This window comes from Streptomyces sp. NPDC002566 (assembly GCF_042889585.1).
Lineage (GTDB): Bacteria > Actinomycetota > Actinomycetes > Streptomycetales > Streptomycetaceae > Streptomyces.
This window is the reverse complement of the sequence record NZ_JBIARD010000004.1, coordinates 827,949-843,956: the sequence shown is the minus strand read 5'-3', so window position 1 is coordinate 843,956 and position 16,008 is coordinate 827,949. Positions and strand designations below refer to the sequence as shown.

At 69.3% G+C, this 16,008-nt stretch carries 16 protein-coding genes; 13 read left to right on the top strand and 3 right to left on the bottom strand.

Going from position 1 to position 16,008, the window contains the following annotated elements; genetic code table 11:
- Positions 1–182 precede the first annotated feature (182 nt).
- Positions 183–878, top strand: a complete 696-nt coding sequence (locus ACFYXA_RS21005; protein WP_352245226.1) for a demethylmenaquinone methyltransferase — start codon at positions 183–185, stop codon at positions 876–878.
- A 57-nt stretch (positions 879–935) separates the two neighbouring features.
- On the opposite strand, the gene ACFYXA_RS21000 is transcribed toward ACFYXA_RS21005, so the two are convergent.
- Positions 936–1,250, bottom strand: coding sequence for a PASTA domain-containing protein (locus ACFYXA_RS21000; protein WP_352245227.1), 315 nt, complete (start codon positions 1,248–1,250; stop codon positions 936–938).
- A 127-nt stretch (positions 1,251–1,377) separates the two neighbouring features.
- Positions 1,378–1,884 carry a GNAT family N-acetyltransferase gene (locus ACFYXA_RS20995; protein ID WP_352245228.1) on the bottom strand — a complete coding sequence of 169 codons (507 nt, stop codon included), beginning with the start codon at positions 1,882–1,884 and terminating at the stop codon, positions 1,378–1,380.
- Positions 1,885–1,981: 97 nt separating this feature from the next.
- Between ACFYXA_RS20995 and ACFYXA_RS20990 the strand changes: the two genes are divergently transcribed.
- On the top strand, positions 1,982–3,268 hold the full coding sequence (locus tag ACFYXA_RS20990; protein ID WP_389034843.1) for a geranylgeranyl reductase family protein: 1,287 nt from the start codon (positions 1,982–1,984) through the stop codon (positions 3,266–3,268).
- A 276-nt stretch (positions 3,269–3,544) separates the two neighbouring features.
- Here the strand turns inward: ACFYXA_RS20990 and ACFYXA_RS20985 are convergent, their stop codons facing one another.
- Complete coding sequence (locus ACFYXA_RS20985; RefSeq protein ID WP_351094671.1) at positions 3,545–4,393, bottom strand: C40 family peptidase; 849 nt, start codon at positions 4,391–4,393, stop codon at positions 3,545–3,547.
- A gap of 712 nt (positions 4,394–5,105) precedes the next feature.
- On the opposite strand from ACFYXA_RS20985, the gene ACFYXA_RS20980 reads away from it, so the two are divergent.
- The 11 genes from ACFYXA_RS20980 to nuoK are packed head-to-tail and all read left to right on the top strand — an operon-like array spanning position 5,106 to position 16,007.
- Entirely contained in the window at positions 5,106–5,465 is a 360-nt protein-coding gene (locus ACFYXA_RS20980; RefSeq protein ID WP_030494815.1) for an NADH-quinone oxidoreductase subunit A, read from the top strand.
- 13 nt (positions 5,466–5,478) lie between these two features.
- Positions 5,479–6,033, top strand: coding sequence for an NADH-quinone oxidoreductase subunit B family protein (locus ACFYXA_RS20975; RefSeq protein ID WP_055635348.1), 555 nt, complete (start codon positions 5,479–5,481; stop codon positions 6,031–6,033).
- Positions 6,030–6,785: an NADH-quinone oxidoreductase subunit C gene (locus ACFYXA_RS20970; protein ID WP_389034836.1), complete on the top strand. Its 756-nt coding sequence runs from the start codon at positions 6,030–6,032 to the stop codon at positions 6,783–6,785. The genes ACFYXA_RS20975 and ACFYXA_RS20970 overlap by 4 nt, the downstream gene beginning before the upstream one ends.
- The gene (locus tag ACFYXA_RS20965) at positions 6,782–8,104 is read left to right on the top strand and encodes an NADH-quinone oxidoreductase subunit D (protein ID WP_352245230.1); all 1,323 of its coding nucleotides are present in this window, start codon (positions 6,782–6,784) and stop codon (positions 8,102–8,104) included. Before ACFYXA_RS20970 ends, ACFYXA_RS20965 begins: the two co-directional genes overlap by 4 nt.
- 38 nt (positions 8,105–8,142) lie before the next feature.
- On the top strand, positions 8,143–8,976 hold the full coding sequence (gene nuoE / locus ACFYXA_RS20960) for an NADH-quinone oxidoreductase subunit NuoE (RefSeq protein WP_389035115.1): 834 nt from the start codon (positions 8,143–8,145) through the stop codon (positions 8,974–8,976).
- A complete protein-coding gene (gene nuoF, locus ACFYXA_RS20955; RefSeq protein ID WP_130440902.1) occupies positions 8,976–10,322 on the top strand; it encodes an NADH-quinone oxidoreductase subunit NuoF in 1,347 nt (448 codons plus the stop codon). The genes nuoE and nuoF overlap by 1 nt, the downstream gene beginning before the upstream one ends.
- Complete coding sequence (locus tag ACFYXA_RS20950) at positions 10,319–12,823, top strand: NADH-quinone oxidoreductase subunit G (RefSeq protein WP_389034830.1); 2,505 nt, start codon at positions 10,319–10,321, stop codon at positions 12,821–12,823. The genes nuoF and ACFYXA_RS20950 overlap by 4 nt, the downstream gene beginning before the upstream one ends.
- Positions 12,820–14,181 carry an NADH-quinone oxidoreductase subunit NuoH gene (gene nuoH / locus ACFYXA_RS20945; protein ID WP_389034827.1) on the top strand — a complete coding sequence of 454 codons (1,362 nt, stop codon included), beginning with the start codon at positions 12,820–12,822 and terminating at the stop codon, positions 14,179–14,181. The genes ACFYXA_RS20950 and nuoH overlap by 4 nt, the downstream gene beginning before the upstream one ends.
- The gene (nuoI, locus tag ACFYXA_RS20940) at positions 14,174–14,824 is read left to right on the top strand and encodes an NADH-quinone oxidoreductase subunit NuoI (RefSeq protein WP_351094660.1); all 651 of its coding nucleotides are present in this window, start codon (positions 14,174–14,176) and stop codon (positions 14,822–14,824) included. Before nuoH ends, nuoI begins: the two co-directional genes overlap by 8 nt.
- A complete protein-coding gene (locus tag ACFYXA_RS20935) occupies positions 14,821–15,711 on the top strand; it encodes an NADH-quinone oxidoreductase subunit J (protein WP_130440910.1) in 891 nt (296 codons plus the stop codon). The genes nuoI and ACFYXA_RS20935 overlap by 4 nt, the downstream gene beginning before the upstream one ends.
- On the top strand, positions 15,708–16,007 hold the full coding sequence (gene nuoK, locus ACFYXA_RS20930) for an NADH-quinone oxidoreductase subunit NuoK (RefSeq protein ID WP_130440912.1): 300 nt from the start codon (positions 15,708–15,710) through the stop codon (positions 16,005–16,007). The genes ACFYXA_RS20935 and nuoK overlap by 4 nt, the downstream gene beginning before the upstream one ends.
- The last annotated feature ends 1 nt before the right edge of the window (position 16,008 follow it).

Genomic DNA, 16,008 nt, shown 5'->3' with positions numbered 1-16,008 from the left:
ATGAAGGGTCCCTGATATCCGGAAAACGCATTCCGAGAATGCCATCGAAAGCCGTGCCACCACTCGTGGTCACCGCGCGAACGCGTCGACGACTCCGGTGAAGGGCCCGTGGTCGGCTGATTGAACCAGAGGGGGCGCGGGCTGGCATGAGCCGGGCAGGCGGGGGCTGCCACAATGGGCGGGTGACCCGCGCTTCCCTGAACAAGCAGCCGCACGAAGTCGCTTCGATGTTCGACGACGTGGCGGAACGGTACGACCTGACGAACGACGTCCTCTCGCTCGGCCAGGACCGGAGGTGGCGCAAGGAGGTCGCCCGCGCGGTCGACGCCCGCCCCGCACAGAAGATCCTGGACCTGGCGGCCGGCACGGCCACCTCCTCCCTGCCCTTCGCCCGCGCCGGCGCCTACGTCGTCCCCTGCGACTTCTCCCTCGGCATGCTCCAGGTGGGCAAACGCAAGCACACCTGGCTGCCCTTCACCGCCGGCGACGCGACGAGGCTGCCGTTCAAGGACGACACCTTCGACGCCGTCACGATCTCCTTCGGCCTGCGCAACGTGCAGGACTTCGACTCCGCCCTGCGCGAGATGCACCGGGTGACCCGCCCCGGCGGCCGGGTCGTGATCTGCGAGTTCTCGCACCCGACCTGGGCGCCCTTCCGCACGGTCTACACCGAGTACCTGATGCGCGCCCTGCCGCCGGTCGCCCGGGCCGTCTCCTCGAACCCGGACGCGTATGTGTACCTCGCCGAGTCCATCCGCGCCTGGCCCGACCAGCCCGCCCTGGCCGGGCACCTGCGCAAGGCCGGCTGGTCGAAGGTCGCCTGGCGCAACCTGACCGGCGGCGTGGTCACCCTGCACCGGGGCTTCAAGGAGAGCTGAGCAGGAGCACGGCGGAGCAGGAGCGCGCCAAGGGCGTCGAACAGCGCGCCCGGTGCTTCAGCGAGAGGCCGTCTCGAAGGCGTCTCCCGGCCGGTCCAGCTCGCGTTCCAGCCCGCCTCCCCCCGGCCGGGGCACGCGCGGCTCGCGCACGCCCGAGCCTCCGCCGCCCTCGCCCTCGGCGAAGTCGAACCACACGGTGACGACGGCGCCGCGCGGCACCTCAACCCCGGGCGGCGGGTACTGCCGTACGACGTAGTCGACGACGGTGCGGTGGAAGTCGGGCCGGTCAGGCGCGGCCAGCAGCACGCCTCGCGCCGTGGCCGTCGCGCGCGCGTCCATCGCCATCAGGCCGACGAGTCTCGGCACGCGCACTTCGGGTGTTTTTGGCCGTATGAGCACAGATGTCACCCCCAGCGGTACTGGAAGGGTAACCGCCCGGGGGTGCCGTCCGGAAGCGCCCGGTGTCTTTGTGTGACAGTCGGTCACTCAGGGTCATGTGTCACAGGTCGAGGCGGTAGCAGTGCCCCTGCGACTTCGACTGCGGCGTGGTGAAGACCTCCGCCAGCCGCATCCCGAGCCGCTGCGTGACCGCGATGGAGCGGGCGTTGCGGGCGGCGACCATGGCCACCACGCTCGGCACGCCCGCCTGTCTCACTCGGTCCACCGTCATCCGCGCCGCCGCGGTGACGTACCCCCGGCCCCAGTGCTCCCGCCCCAGCCGCCACCCGATCTCGATCTCGCCCGACGGGCCCCAGTCCCGCTCCCAGGGCTGGGCGCCGGTGAAGCCGATGACTTGGCCCGACTCGTCGAGCATCGTCCACAGGCAGTACCCGCGCTCTGCGTCGTGCCGGCGCTGGCGGGCGGTGAGTTCCTCGTAGACGGAGAGCCCCGCGGACCGGCCGCCGTGGAACTCCATGACGTCGGGGTGGTCGAAGATCCGGTGCCAGGCGACCGCATCCTCGTCGGTGGGGACGCGCAGCCGTACCACGGGGAGAACTCGCTTCACGGGGGCAGCCCTTCAGCCGGTGATCAATGTCGCTGAATAGACTGCCCATGTCCAGTGCCCCTCGGCACCCAGATTCCGAACTTGGGGAGTTCCCGCCGTGACTCAGCCCCTCTCCGAAAACACCGCCGACGTGATCGTCGTCGGCGCTGGGCCGGCCGGCTCCACGACCGCGTACCACCTCGCCAAGGCCGGACTCGACGTGCTCCTGCTCGAGAAGACCGAGTTCCCGCGGGAGAAGGTCTGCGGCGACGGTCTCACCCCGCGCGCCGTCAAGCAGCTCGTCGCCATGGGCATCGACATCTCCGAAGAGGCAGGCTGGCTGCGCAACAAGGGGCTGCGCATCATCGGCGGAGGCGTCCGCCTCCAGCTGGACTGGCCGGATCTCGCCTCCTTCCCCGACTACGGTCTCGTCCGCAAGCGCGACGACTTCGACGAGCAGCTCGCCCGCCAGGCGCAGAAGGCGGGCGCCCGGCTCCACGAGCGCTGCAACGTCGGCGCCCCGATCGTCGACGACCGCACCGGCCGCATCACCGGGGTGCACGCCAAGCTGGGCGAGGACAAGCGCGAGGTCACCTTCCACGCCCCGCTGGTCGTCGCCGCCGACGGCAACTCCACCCGCCTCTCCCTGGCGATGGGCCTGCACCGCCGCGAGGACCGCCCCATGGGCGTCGCCGTGCGCACCTACTTCACCTCGCCGCGCCACGAGGACGACTACCTGGAGTCCTGGCTGGAGCTGTGGGACCGGCGCGGACCGGGCGAGGACCGGCTCCTGCCCGGCTACGGCTGGATCTTCGGCATGGGCGACGGCACGTCCAACGTCGGTCTCGGCGTCCTCAACACCTCCGACTCCTTCAAGGAACTGGACTGGCGCGAGGTCCTCAAGGCCTGGTGCGCCTCCATGCCGGAGGACTGGGGCTACACGCCGGACAACATGACGGGCCCGATCCGCGGCGCCGCCCTGCCCATGGCCTTCAACCGCCAGCCCCACTACACCAAGGGCCTGCTGCTCGTCGGCGACGCGGGCGGTCTGGTGAACCCCTTCAACGGCGAGGGCATCGCCTACGCCATGGAGTCCGGGCAGATCGCCGCAGACGTCATCGTCCAGGCCCACGCGCGGGCCACCCCGGGCCAGCGCGAGCTGGCTCTCCAGAGCTACCCGCGCATCCTCAAGGACACCTACGGCGGCTACTACACGCTGGGCCGCGCCTTCGTGAAGCTCATCGGCAACCCGAAGGTCATGAAGATCGCGGCGCAGCGCGGGCTCACGCACCCCGTGCTGATGAAGTTCACCCTGAAGCTCCTCGCGAACCTCACCGACCCCACGGGCGGCGACGCGATGGACCGCATCATCAACGGCCTGAGCAAGGTGGCCCCGAAGGCGTGACATCGCACGCGTGACGGTGACGGGGCGCTCCCTGGCGATGAAGCGGGGGAGCGCCCTCACTGTCAGTGGGCGGCGAACAGCCGCCGCCCCGCCCATCGGTGACCGGGCATCGACTCGCGCACGAGTGAACTCGGTTCCCGCGCACAGGCGTTGCCTCGGCGGCCGGTGCGTGCGCTGCGCGTGGGACGTCACGTCGGCCGGGGTCGATGAGGCAGGAAAAGTCCGAAGGGCCGCTGCCCCCGAGCGGCTGCGGCCCTTCTGTCGGTTCAGTACGTCTCAGAGGACGCGGACAGCGCCCGACGCCGGGTAACCGGAGAGGTCCTGGATGACGACGCCCTTGGACGGGTTGGCCGCGTCCAGGTACTGGCCGTTCCCGATGTAGACGCCCACGTGGTAGGCCGAACCCTTGCCGCCCCAGTACAGGATGTCGCCGACCTGCACGTCGGACAGCGACACGTCGGTGCCGGCCATCGACTGGTCCTGCGAGACGCGCGGCAGGTCGACGCCGACCTGCCGGAACGCGGCCTGGACCAGGCTGGAGCAGTCCCACGCGTTGGGGCCGGTGGCACCCATGACGTACGCGTCGCCCAGCTGCGCCTTGAGGAAGGAGATGACCGTCCCGACGCTGCCGCTGGCGGGAGCGGAGACCGACGTGGAGCCGGAGTCGGAGACGGATGCGGACGCGGATGCGGAGAGGGTGCTGCGCTCCGCGGAACGGGAGGCGGCGGCCTCGGCGGCGGCCTTGCGGGCTTCCTCGGCCTTCTTCTTGGCCTCGGCCTTCTTCGCGGCGGCGAGGTCCTTCTTGGCCTCGGCGGCCGCTGCTGCGGCGGCGGCGTCGCGCTCGGCTTCCAGCTGGTAGTTCGCGGCCGCCTGCTGCGTGACTTCGGCGGACTGCGCGACCTGCGCGGCCAGATCGCCCGTGAGGACGGGCAGTTCGAGCGTCTGCGTCACCGGCTCGGCGGCGTTGGCCGATCCTGCCGCCGTGGCGACGGCCAGCGTGCCGAGGACACCACTGGCGACTCCGGCCCGCATCGCGATCTTCGACGCGCTGCGGCGGGGTTTCCGGTGGCTGCGTATGTGAGCGGTGTGGGACATGGGTACAAGCGGTATCAGGGGCTCCCTCATACCTTCAAGAAACGTGTGCTGCGCCACAATTACTCAATGGGGGCCCTGAACACCTGTCACGCCGCACCTTATTGACGCCTTAACGGACATTGCGGACCTTGATGATCAAGCCCGTGATCATGGGCTTTCGCTGTTACGTCCGGATTGCCCCGCGCCTACCACTGGTTGAGGCGGTTGGCCAAGCCCGGTTATCGGACGCACTTTCAGGTGTGGCAGAGGTCACGGAACGGTTACCGGAGCCCGGGCGTCATGCGCGCGATGGAGCCGTCGGCTCCGCTCGTGAACGCGCGCACACGTCCACTCGACGCTGCCCCGGTCCCCCTGATGTGTGAACGCGGCCTCTAGCAGGACGCCCCGTCCAAGGCGAATTTGCATGCAGAGGAACTCTCTTGATATTGAGACGCGCCCTGCGGCCTGCGTGGACGAGCGTAAATGTCACCTCTTGTGATCACTCTGACGCTTCCCGTACGAAGATCACCGCTGATATGACTTCATGATCCTTCGTCAGGTGGTGGAGATCACAAAGCTTGTGCAATACCCCGTGTCGCAGATCACAGACCGGCAGGCATAAGATGCGTGGCAGTTGGGCTTGTGACCTGCTTCACATGTTCGCGATCTTCGCCGGGACGAGCGGGGTTCGAGGGGCTTGTGAGACGGATGTGAGCCCGTGCCATCGCCAGCAGTCAGTGCCGACTGAGAGGAGCGAGGAGCGGTGAACGCGTATGCGCCCATCCTCGTACTGGGAGCCCTCGGGGCAGGCTTTGCGATCTTCTCCGTGGTCATGGCCACGTTGATCGGGCCGAAGCGGTACAACCGCGCCAAGCTCGAGGCCTACGAGTGCGGTATCGAGCCGACCCCCACGCCGGCCGGCGGCGGGCGCTTCCCCATCAAGTACTACCTGACGGCGATGCTCTTCATCGTCTTCGACATCGAGATCGTCTTCCTCTACCCCTGGGCCGTCACCTTCGACGCCCTGGGGCTTTTCGGGCTCGTGGAGATGTTGCTCTTCGTGCTCACCGTCTTCGTCGCCTACGCGTACGTGTGGCGCCGCGGCGGCCTGGAATGGGACTGAGGGGCCTTTAGTCATGGGACTCGAAGAAAAGCTGCCGAGCGGTTTCCTGCTGACCACCGTCGAGCAGGCCGCGGGCTGGGTGCGCAAGGCGTCCGTCTTCCCCGCCACGTTCGGCCTCGCCTGCTGCGCCATCGAGATGATGACCACCGGCGCCGGCCGCTACGACCTGGCGCGCTTCGGCATGGAGGTCTTCCGCGGTTCGCCCCGCCAGGCGGACCTGATGATCGTCGCGGGCCGGGTCAGCCAGAAGATGGCACCCGTGCTCCGGCAGGTCTACGACCAGATGCCGAACCCCAAGTGGGTGATCTCCATGGGGGTCTGCGCTTCCTCGGGCGGCATGTTCAACAACTACGCGATCGTCCAGGGCGTCGACCACATCGTCCCCGTCGACATCTACCTCCCGGGCTGCCCGCCGCGCCCGGAGATGCTCATGGACGCCATCCTCAAGCTCCACCACAAGATCCAGAACTCCAAGCTGGGCGTAAACGCCGAGGAAGCGGCCCGCGAGGCGGAGGAAGCGGCGCTCAAGGCCCTGCCCACGATCGAGATGAAGGGGCTGCTGCGGTGAGCGACGTGAACGGCGCCGGCGCGGGGTCCGGCGGGACCAACCCCGACAAGGACCTCTCCGCATCGAACCTCCCGGGACAGCGGGGCCAGGGCGGTGAGGAGATCCGCGTGCAGCGCGGCATGTTCGGCGCCGACAGGGGCGGCGACACCTCCGGCTACGGCGGTCTGGTCCGCTCCGTCCGGCTGCCGGGACCGGCGAGCCGGCCCTACGGCGGCTGGTTCGACGAGGTCGCCGACGAACTCGACGGCGCGCTGGAGGAACAGGGGCTCCTCCCCGACAACGCGATCGAGAAGACCGTCGTCGACCGCGGCGAACTCACCTTCCACATCGAACGCGAGCACATGGTGACCGTCGCCCGCACCCTGCGCGACGACCCCGCCCTGCGCTTCGAGCTGTGCACCGGCGTCAGCGGCGTCCACTACCCCGCCGACAAGGGACGCGAGCTGCACGCCGTCTACCACCTGCGCTCGATCACCCACAACCGGCTGATCCGCCTCGAAGTCAGCGCCCCCGACAGCGACCCGCACGTGCCGTCCCTGGTCTCCGTCTATCCGACCAACGACTGGCACGAGCGTGAGACCTACGACTTCTTCGGGATCGTCTTCGACGGTCACCCGGCCCTGACGCGGATCATGATGCCGGACGACTGGCAGGGCCACCCGCAGCGCAAGGACTACCCCCTCGGCGGCATCGCCGTCGAGTACAAGGGCGCCCAGATCCCGGCTCCGGACCAGCGGAGGTCGTACTCGTGAGCACTTCGCACGCTTCCCCCAGGGAGACCACCGAGGGCACCGTCTACACGGTCACCGGCGGCGACTGGGACGAGGTCGTCCAGTCCGCGGCCCGCGCCGACGACGAGCGCATCGTCGTCAACATGGGCCCCCAGCACCCCTCCACCCACGGGGTGCTCCGCCTCATCCTGGAGATCGAGGGCGAGACGGTCACCGAGGCCCGCTGCGGCATCGGCTACCTGCACACCGGCATCGAGAAGAACCTCGAGTACCGCACGTGGACCCAGGGCACCACGTTCGTGACGCGCATGGACTACCTGACGTCCTTCTTCAACGAGACCGCCTACTGTCTCGCCGTCGAGAAGCTCCTCGGCATCGAGGACCAGCTCACCGAGCGGGCCAAGATCATCCGGGTGCTCCTGATGGAGCTGAACCGGATGTCCTCCCACCTGGTGTGCATCGCCACCGGCGGCATGGAACTCGGCGCCACCACGATCATGATCTACGGATTCCGCGATCGTGAAATGATTCTCGACATCTACGAGCTCATCACGGGCCTCAGGATGAACCACGCGTACATCCGCCCCGGCGGACTCGCCCAGGACCTGCCGCCCGGCGCGGTGGACCAGATCCGCGAGTTCGTGAAGAAGATGAAGAAGAACCTCCCGGAGTACGACAAGCTCGCCACCGGGAACCCCATCTTCAAGGCCCGCATGCAGGACGTCGGCTACCTCGACCTGGCCGGCTGCATGGCCCTCGGCGCCACCGGCCCCATCCTGCGCTCCACCGGCCTCCCGCACGACCTGCGCAAGGCACAGCCCTACTGCGACTACGAGACCTACGACTTCGAGGTCCCGACCGCCGACTCCTGCGACTCCTACGGCCGCTTCCTCGTCCGCCTGGAGGAGATGCGCCAGTCGCTGCTGATCGTCGAGCAGTGCCTGGACCGGCTCCAGCCCGGGCCCGTCATGATCGCCGACCGCAAGATCGCCTGGCCCGCCCAGCTCGCCCTGGGACCCGACGGGCTCGGCAACTCCCTCGACCACATCAAGAAGATCATGGGCACCTCCATGGAGGCCCTGATCCACCACTTCAAGCTGGTCACCGAGGGCTTCCGCGTACCGCCGGGACAGGCGTACACGGCCGTCGAGTCGCCCAAGGGCGAACTCGGGGTGCACGCCGTCTCCGACGGAGGCACCCGCCCCTTCCGGGTCCACTTCCGCGACCCGTCCTTCACCAACCTGCAGGCGATGGCGGCGATGTGCGAAGGCGGCCAGGTCGCCGACGTCATCGTCGCCGTAGCGTCCATCGACCCCGTGATGGGAGGCGTCGACCGGTGACCACCACCCCTTCCTCGGAGCGGGGCGTCAGCCTGGGCATGCCCGAACTGCCCGCGCCCGCGTACCCGGACGACGTCCGAGCCCGACTCGAGCGGGACGCGCGCGAGATCATCGCCCGCTACCCCGACTCCCGGTCCGCGCTCCTGCCGTTGCTGCACCTGGTGCAGTCGGAGGAGGGACACGTCACGCGCACCGGGATGCGGTTCTGCGCGGACGTCCTGGACCTGACCACCGCCGAGGTCACCGCGGTCGCCACCTTCTACACCATGTACCGGCGCCGCCCCAGTGGTGACTACCAGGTGGGCGTCTGCACCAACACGCTGTGCGCGGTGATGGGCGGCGACGCCATCTTCGAGGCGCTCCAGGAGCACCTGGGACTCGCCAACGGCGGGACCACCGACGACGGCAAGGTCACCCTGGAGCACATCGAGTGCAACGCGGCCTGCGACTTCGCGCCGGTCGTGATGGTCAACTGGGAGTTCTTCGACAACCAGACCGTACAGAGCGCGAAGCGCCTGGTGGACGACCTGCGGGCGGGACGCCCCGCGTCGCCCACGCGCGGGGCGCCGCTGTGCACCTTCAAGGAGACCGCCCGGATCCTGGCGGGCTTCCCGGACGAGCGCGACGGCGCCGTCGAGGCGAGCGGCAGCGCGGGGCCGGCGTCACTGGTGGGCCTTCGCCTGGCAAGGGGAGAGGCCGCACCCGCGCGCGTGGTCCATCCGCGCGACGGCAAACCGCACGCCGAGCCGCAGGACAGGCCCGTCCACGAACCGTCGCCGACCGAACACCTCAGTTCACATGACGCGCCGCAGGACACATCGGCCTCCGACCCGGCTCACCCGGCAGGGCCTACCGCCGAGGAGGGGGAGTGATGACCTTGGTATCCGAGCTGAAAGACACCGGCCCCGAGAAGCTGCTCGCACCCGTGCTGTCGGCCTTCTGGGACGAGGACCGGTCCTGGACTCTGGACGTCTACCGGAGGCACGAGGGGTACGAGGGGCTCCGCAAGGCGCTCGCCATGTCGCCGGACGACCTGATCGCGTACGTCAAGGACTCCGGTCTGCGCGGCCGCGGTGGCGCTGGATTCCCCACGGGAATGAAATGGCAGTTCATTCCCCAAGGGGATGGAAAACCGCACTATCTAGTTGTCAACGCCGACGAATCGGAGCCCGGGACCTGCAAGGACATCCCGCTCCTCTTCGCGAACCCGCACAGCCTCATCGAGGGCATCGTCATCGCGTGTTACGCCATCAGGTCGTCTCATGCCTTCATCTATCTGCGTGGTGAAGTCGTCCCCGTTCTGCGGCGGTTGCACGAGGCCGTGCGCGAGGCCTACGCGGCGGGCTACCTCGGCGAGAACATCCTGGGCAGCGGACTCGACCTCCAACTCACCGTGCACGCCGGCGCCGGCGCGTACATCTGCGGTGAGGAGACCGCGCTGCTCGACTCGCTCGAAGGCCGCCGTGGTCAACCGCGGCTACGCCCTCCTTTCCCTGCTGTGGCAGGTCTCTACGCCTGCCCGACTGTGGTGAATAACGTCGAGTCCATCGCGTCAGTTCCCGCGATTCTGAACAACGGGAAAGAATGGTTCAGGTCGATGGGAAGCGAGAAGTCCCCGGGCTTCACGCTGTACTCGCTCAGCGGCCATGTCGCCAGCCCCGGCCAGTACGAGGCCCCGCTAGGAATCACCCTCCGTCAGCTCCTGGAGATGAGCGGCGGCATGCGACCGGGCCACCGCCTGAAGTTCTGGACCCCGGGCGGCTCCTCGACCCCGATGTTCACCGACGAGCATCTCGACGTCCCTCTTGACTACGAAGGAGTGGGCGCCGCGGGTTCCATGCTCGGCACGAAAGCACTCCAGTGCTTCGACGAGACGACCTGCGTCGTGCGGGCCGTCACCCGCTGGACCGAGTTCTACGCCCACGAGTCCTGCGGCAAGTGCACCCCCTGCCGCGAAGGCACGTACTGGCTCGTGCAGTTGCTGCGGGACATCGAGGCCGGCAAGGGAGCGATGTCCGACCTCGACAAGCTCAACGACATCGCCGACAACATCAACGGCAAGTCCTTCTGCGCCCTCGGCGACGGCGCCGCCTCGCCGATCTTCTCCTCGCTCAAGTACTTCCGCGAGGAGTACGAGCAGCACATCACGGGCCGCGGCTGCCCCTTCGACCCGGCCAAGTCGACGGCCTGGGCCGACCGCACGGAGGTGAACGCATGACCGTGACCACCAACGCCCCCACCGGCGGGGGCGAGGCGGCCGTCCCGCCGGAAGACCTGGTGACGCTGACCATCGACGGCGCCGAGATCAGCGTGCCCAAGGGCACCCTGGTCATCCGGGCCGCCGAGCAGCTCGGCATCGAGATCCCGCGCTTTTGCGACCACCCTCTCCTCGACCCGGCCGGCGCCTGCCGCCAGTGCATCGTCGAGGTGGAGGGCCAGCGCAAGCCCATGGCCTCCTGCACCATCACCTGCACGGACGGGATGGTGGTGAAGACCCACCTCACCTCGCCCGCGGCCGAGAAGGCCCAGCACGGTGTGATGGAACTGCTCCTCATCAACCACCCGCTGGACTGCCCGGTCTGCGACAAGGGCGGCGAGTGCCCCCTGCAGAACCAGGCCATGTCCCACGGCCAGGCCGAGTCCCGGTTCGAGGGCCGCAAGCGGACGTACGAGAAGCCCGTCCCCATCTCCACACAGGTGCTGCTCGACCGTGAGCGGTGCGTGCTGTGCGCCCGCTGCACCCGCTTCTCCAACCAGGTCGCGGGCGACCCCATGATCGAACTGGTCGAGCGGGGCGCGCTCCAGCAGGTCGGCACCGGAGAGGGCGACCCCTTCGAGTCGTACTTCTCCGGCAACACCATCCAGATCTGCCCGGTCGGCGCGCTGACCTCGGCGGCGTACCGCTTCCGCTCCCGGCCCTTCGACCTCGTCTCCTCGCCCTCCGTGTGCGAGCACTGCTCCGGCGGCTGCGCCACGCGCACCGACCACCGGCGCGGCAAGGTCATGCGGCGCCTCGCCGCGAACGACCCCGAGGTCAACGAGGAGTGGATCTGCGACAAGGGACGCTTCGCGTTCCGGTACGCGCAGCAGCGTGACCGGCTCGACACGCCGCTCGTGCGTGACGCCGAGGGCGTCCTGACGCCGGCGTCCTGGCCGGAGGCCCTGCAGATCGCGGCGCAGGGACTGCTCGCCTCCCGCGGCCGGACCGGCGTCCTGACCGGCGGGCGTCTGACCATCGAGGACGCGTACGCGTACAGCAAGTTCGCGCGCGTGGCGCTCGACACCAACGACATCGACTTCCGCGCGCGGGTGCACAGCACCGAGGAAGCGGACTTCCTGGCCGCGCGGGTGGCCGGGCACGGCCGCGACCTCGACGGCACGGGCGTCACGTACACCGCGCTGGAGAAGGCGCCCGCCGTCCTCCTCGTCGGCTTCGAGTCGGAGGAGGAGGCCCCCGGCGTCTTCCTGCGGCTGCGCAAGGCCTGGCGCAAGCACGGGCAGAAGGTGTTCTCCCTGGCCACGCACGCCACGCGCGGTCTGGAGAAGGCGGGAGGCACGCTGCTGCCCGCCGCTCCCGGCACCGAGACCGAGTGGCTGGACGCGCTGTCCGGCGGCGTCGGCCTGGAGGCCGACGGCAGCAGGGCCGCCGAAGCGCTGCGCGCCGAGGGCGCGGTGATCGTCGTGGGCGAGCGGCTGGCCGCCGTGGCAGGCGGTCTCACCGCCGCCGCGCGGGCCGCGAACGCGACCGGGGCCGCCCTGGTGTGGATCCCGCGCCGGGCAGGAGAACGGGGCGCTGTCGAGGCCGGCGCGCTGCCCTCGCTGCTGCCGGGAGGGCGTCCGGCCACCGACCCGCGCGCGCGGCAGGAGGTCGCGGCCGCCTGGGGCGTCGCGGAACTCCCGCACCGCTACGGGCGGGACACCGGGCAGATCATCGAGGCCGCCGCCGGCGGTGAGCTGCAGGCGCTGCTCGTCGCCGGTGTGGAGGTCGCCGACCTGCCGGATCCGGCACGCGCGCGTGAGGCGCTCGCCGAGGTCGGGTTCGTGGTGTCTTTGGAGCTGCGTCCCGGGGAGGTCACCGAGCACGCCGATGTGGTCCTGCCGGTGGCCGCGGTCGCCGAGAAGGCGGGTGCCTTCCTCAACTGGGAGGGCCGGGTGCGCTTCTTCGAGGCCGCGCTCAAGCCCGACCAGATGACCCGGCGCCTCGCGCCGGCCGACGCGCGCGTGCTGCAGATGCTCGCCGACGCCATGGACGTCCACCTGGGCCTGCCGGACCTGCGCACCGCACGTGCGGAACTGGACCGGCTCGGCGCCTGGGACGGACCGCGGGCCACCGAACCCCTCGACACCGCGGGCGTCCTGCCGCGGCCCGCCGCCGGCGAGGCCGTGCTCGCGGGTCACCGTCTGCTGCTCGACCGGGGCGTCCTCCAGCAGGGCGACGAGGCGCTCGCCGGGACGCGGCACGCCGCACACGCACGCGTGTCGCCCGCGACGGCCGCCGAGGCGGGCGTCAAGGACGGCGACGCGCTCGCGGTGACCGGACCGGCCGGAACCGTGGAACTGCCGCTGGAGATCACCGAGATGCCCGACCGGGTGGTGTGGCTCCCGCTGAACTCCGTGGGCGGGGGCGTCGCCTCCGACACCGGAGCGCGGCCCGGCTCCCTCGTCCGTATCGGTCCGGCGATGCTTACCGCCGACGCCCCCGAGGAGGTGGAGGCATGAACATGTATCTCGCCGCTGAAGACCTCTCCATGTTCGGCCGCGACCCGTGGTGGCTGGTCGTCGTCAAGGCGGTCTTCTGCTTCGCCTTCCTGATGGTGACCGTGCTGTTCTCCATCGTCTGGGAGCGCAAGGTCGTCGCCTGGATGCAGCTGCGCGTCGGCCCCAACCGGCACGGCCCCTGGGGCATGCTCCAGTCGCTCGCCGACGGCATCAAGCTGATGCTGAAGGAAGACGTCATCGTCAAACGCGCCGACAAGGTGGTGTACGTCCTCGCGCCGATCGTCGCGGCCGTCCCCGCCTTCATGGCCATCGCGGTGATCCCCTTCGGCCCGGCCGGCAACGAGATCTCGATCTTCGGCCAGCGCACCACGATGCAGCTCACCGACCTGCCGATCGCGATGCTCTACATCCTCGCGGTCGCCTCGGTCGGCATCTACGGCATCGTCCTGGCGGGCTGGAGTTCCGGGTCCACCTATCCGCTGCTCGGCGGTCTGCGCTCCTGCGCGCAGATGATCTCCTACGAGATCGCGATGGGTGCCGCGTTCGCCTCCGTCTTCCTGTACTCCGGTTCGATGTCGACGTCGACGATCGTCGAACAACAGCACGACCGCTGGTACGTCATCCTGCTGCCGGTCTCCTTCGTCCTCTACATCGTCACGATGGTCGGCGAGACCAACCGCGCCCCCTTCGACATGCCGGAGTCCGAAGGCGACCTGGTCGGCGGCTTCAACACCGAGTACTCGTCGATCAAGTTCGCGATGTTCATGCTCGCCGAGTACGTGAACATGGTGACGGTCTCGGCCGTGTCGGTGACGCTCTTCCTCGGTGGCTGGCGGGCCCCGTGGCCGATCAGCGGCTTCTGGGAGGGCGCGAACCACGGCTGGTGGCCGATGCTCTGGTTCACCGTCAAGGTCCAGCTGCTGCTGTTCTTCTTCATCTGGCTGCGCGGCACGCTCCCGCGCGTGCGCTACGACCAGCTGATGAAGCTCGGCTGGAAGGTCCTCATCCCGGTCTCGGTGACCTGGCTGATGCTCGTCGCGACCGTGCGGACCCTGCGCAACGAGAACTACGACTTCGCCGACATCGCCCTCTACGTCGGCGGCGCGGTCCTGCTCCTGCTGCTGCTCTCCTTCGTCGCGGACATGTACCGCGACCGCGGCAAGCAGGCCGAGACCCCCGTCGAGCCCGCCGCGTTCGACCCGATGGCGGGCGGGTTCCCCGTGCCGCCGCTGCCCGGGCAGGAGTTGCCGCTGGTCCCGAGGCGCCGCCCGCGCCGGGAGCGGGAGCTGATTGTCAGTGGTGGGCCCGATACTCAGAGTGACGGATCTCTGGATGGAAAGGAGGCGTCCGATGGCTGAGGAGCCCAAGGAGGCCGGGCACACGTCGCCCGGTTTCCAGAACCCCGTCGCCGGCTTCGGCGTGACCTTCAAGGCCATGTTCAAGAAGCGGCTGACCGAGCAGTACCCGGAGCAGAAGAAGACCACGGCTCCGCGCTTCCACGGACGGCACCAGCTCAACCGCCATCCGGACGGCCTGGAGAAGTGCGTCGGCTGCGAGCTGTGCGCCTGGGCCTGCCCCGCCGACGCGATCTACGTCGAGGGCGCGGACAACACCGAGGAGGAGCGCTACTCGCCGGGCGAGCGGTACGGCCGCGTCTACCAGATCAACTACGCCCGCTGCATCCTGTGCGGCCTGTGCATCGAGGCGTGCCCCACGCGCGCGTTGACGATGACCAACGAGTTCGAGCTCGCCGACTCCAGCCGGGCCAACCTGATCTACACCAAGGAGCAGCTGCTCGCCGGCCTCGACGACGGCATGGTCGACACGCCGCACGCGATCTACCCCGGGACGGACGAGCAGGACTACTACCGGGGACTGGTCACGGAGGCCGCGCCCGGCACCGAGCGGCAGGTGGCCGTCTCCAAGGGCGAGGTCCCGCAGGAGGCCGAGTCCACTTTCGGTGAGGACGAGCCCGCCTCGCAGGAGGTGATCGGCCGATGAGCGCCCAGTTCGCCGCGCACTCCGTCGGCAGGCTCGCCGCCGACTCGGCCCCGCAGCTCGCCGCCTACTCCACCTCCACCGGTGAGGCGTTCCAGTTCTGGGTGCTCGGCACCGTCGCGGTGATCGGCGCCCTGTGCACCGTCTTCATGAAGAGGGCCGTGCACAGCGCGCTCTGTCTCGCCGGCACCATGATCATCCTGGCGGTTTTCTACCTCGCCAACGGCGCCTACTTCCTGGGCATCGTGCAGATCGTGGTCTACACCGGCGCGATCATGATGCTGTTCCTCTTCGTGGTGATGCTCGTCGGCGTCACCGCGGCGGACTCCCTCAAGGAGACCATCAAGGGCCAGCGCTGGCTGGCCCTCCTGTGCGGCGTCGGTTTCGGGGTCCTCCTCTTCGCGGGCATCGGCAACGCCGCCCTGACGGAGTTCGACGGCCTCGCCGACGCCAACGCGGGCGGCAACGTGGAGGGCCTCGCCGCCCTCATCTTCACCAAGTACGTCTTCGCCTTCGAGATCACCGGCGCCCTGCTCATCACGGCCGCCGTCGGCGCGATGGTGCTCACCCACCGCGAGCGCACCGAGCGGCCCCCCACCCAGCGCGAGCTGGCCGAGAAGCGCGTACGCGAGGGCAAGCACGTCCCGCCCCTGCCGGCCCCCGGCGTGTACGCGCGGCACAACGCCGTCGACATCGCCGGGCTGCTGCCCGACGGCACCCCGTCGGAGCTCACCGTCAGCAAGACGCTGCGCGAGCGCGGCCAGATGCGTGATGTGTCCACCGAGGCGCTCAACGACCTCAAGGCGCTGGAACAGCGCGCCGAGGACCGCCTGGAGCGGGCCGCGGTCGAGCCGCCGACCTTCAAGCGGACCGAGGAGGCGTCGAAGTGAACCCAGTCAACTATGTCTACCTCGCCGCCCTGTTGTTCACGATCGGCGCGACGGGCGTACTGATCCGGCGCAACGCGATCGTCGTGTTCATGTGCGTCGAGCTGATGCTCAACGCCTGCAACCTCACGCTCGTCGCCTTCTCCCGGATGCACGGCAATCTCGACGGCCAGATCATCGCCTTCTTCACGATGGTCGTCGCCGCCGCGGAGGTCGTGGTCGGACTCGCGATCATCGTGTCGCTGTTCCGTTCCCGCCACTCGGCCTCGGTCGACGACGCCAGCCTGATGAAGCTGTAAG

Excerpts from the sequence above, each read along its gene's own strand:
- nuoH (WP_389034827.1), top strand. The coding sequence starts at position 12,820 with ATGAACATGTATCTCGCCGCTGAAGACCTCTCCATGTTCGGCCGCGAC.
- nuoE (WP_389035115.1), top strand. The coding sequence starts at position 8,143 with ATGCCCGAACTGCCCGCGCCCGCGTACCCGGACGACGTCCGAGCCCGA.
- ACFYXA_RS20935 (WP_130440910.1), top strand. The coding sequence starts at position 14,821 with ATGAGCGCCCAGTTCGCCGCGCACTCCGTCGGCAGGCTCGCCGCCGAC.
- ACFYXA_RS20950 (WP_389034830.1), top strand. The coding sequence starts at position 10,319 with ATGACCGTGACCACCAACGCCCCCACCGGCGGGGGCGAGGCGGCCGTC.
- nuoF (WP_130440902.1), top strand. The coding sequence starts at position 8,976 with ATGACCTTGGTATCCGAGCTGAAAGACACCGGCCCCGAGAAGCTGCTC.
- ACFYXA_RS20985 (WP_351094671.1), bottom strand. The coding sequence starts at position 4,393 with ATGAGGGAGCCCCTGATACCGCTTGTACCCATGTCCCACACCGCTCAC.
- nuoI (WP_351094660.1), top strand. The coding sequence starts at position 14,174 with ATGGCTGAGGAGCCCAAGGAGGCCGGGCACACGTCGCCCGGTTTCCAG.
- ACFYXA_RS20975 (WP_055635348.1), top strand. The coding sequence starts at position 5,479 with ATGGGACTCGAAGAAAAGCTGCCGAGCGGTTTCCTGCTGACCACCGTC.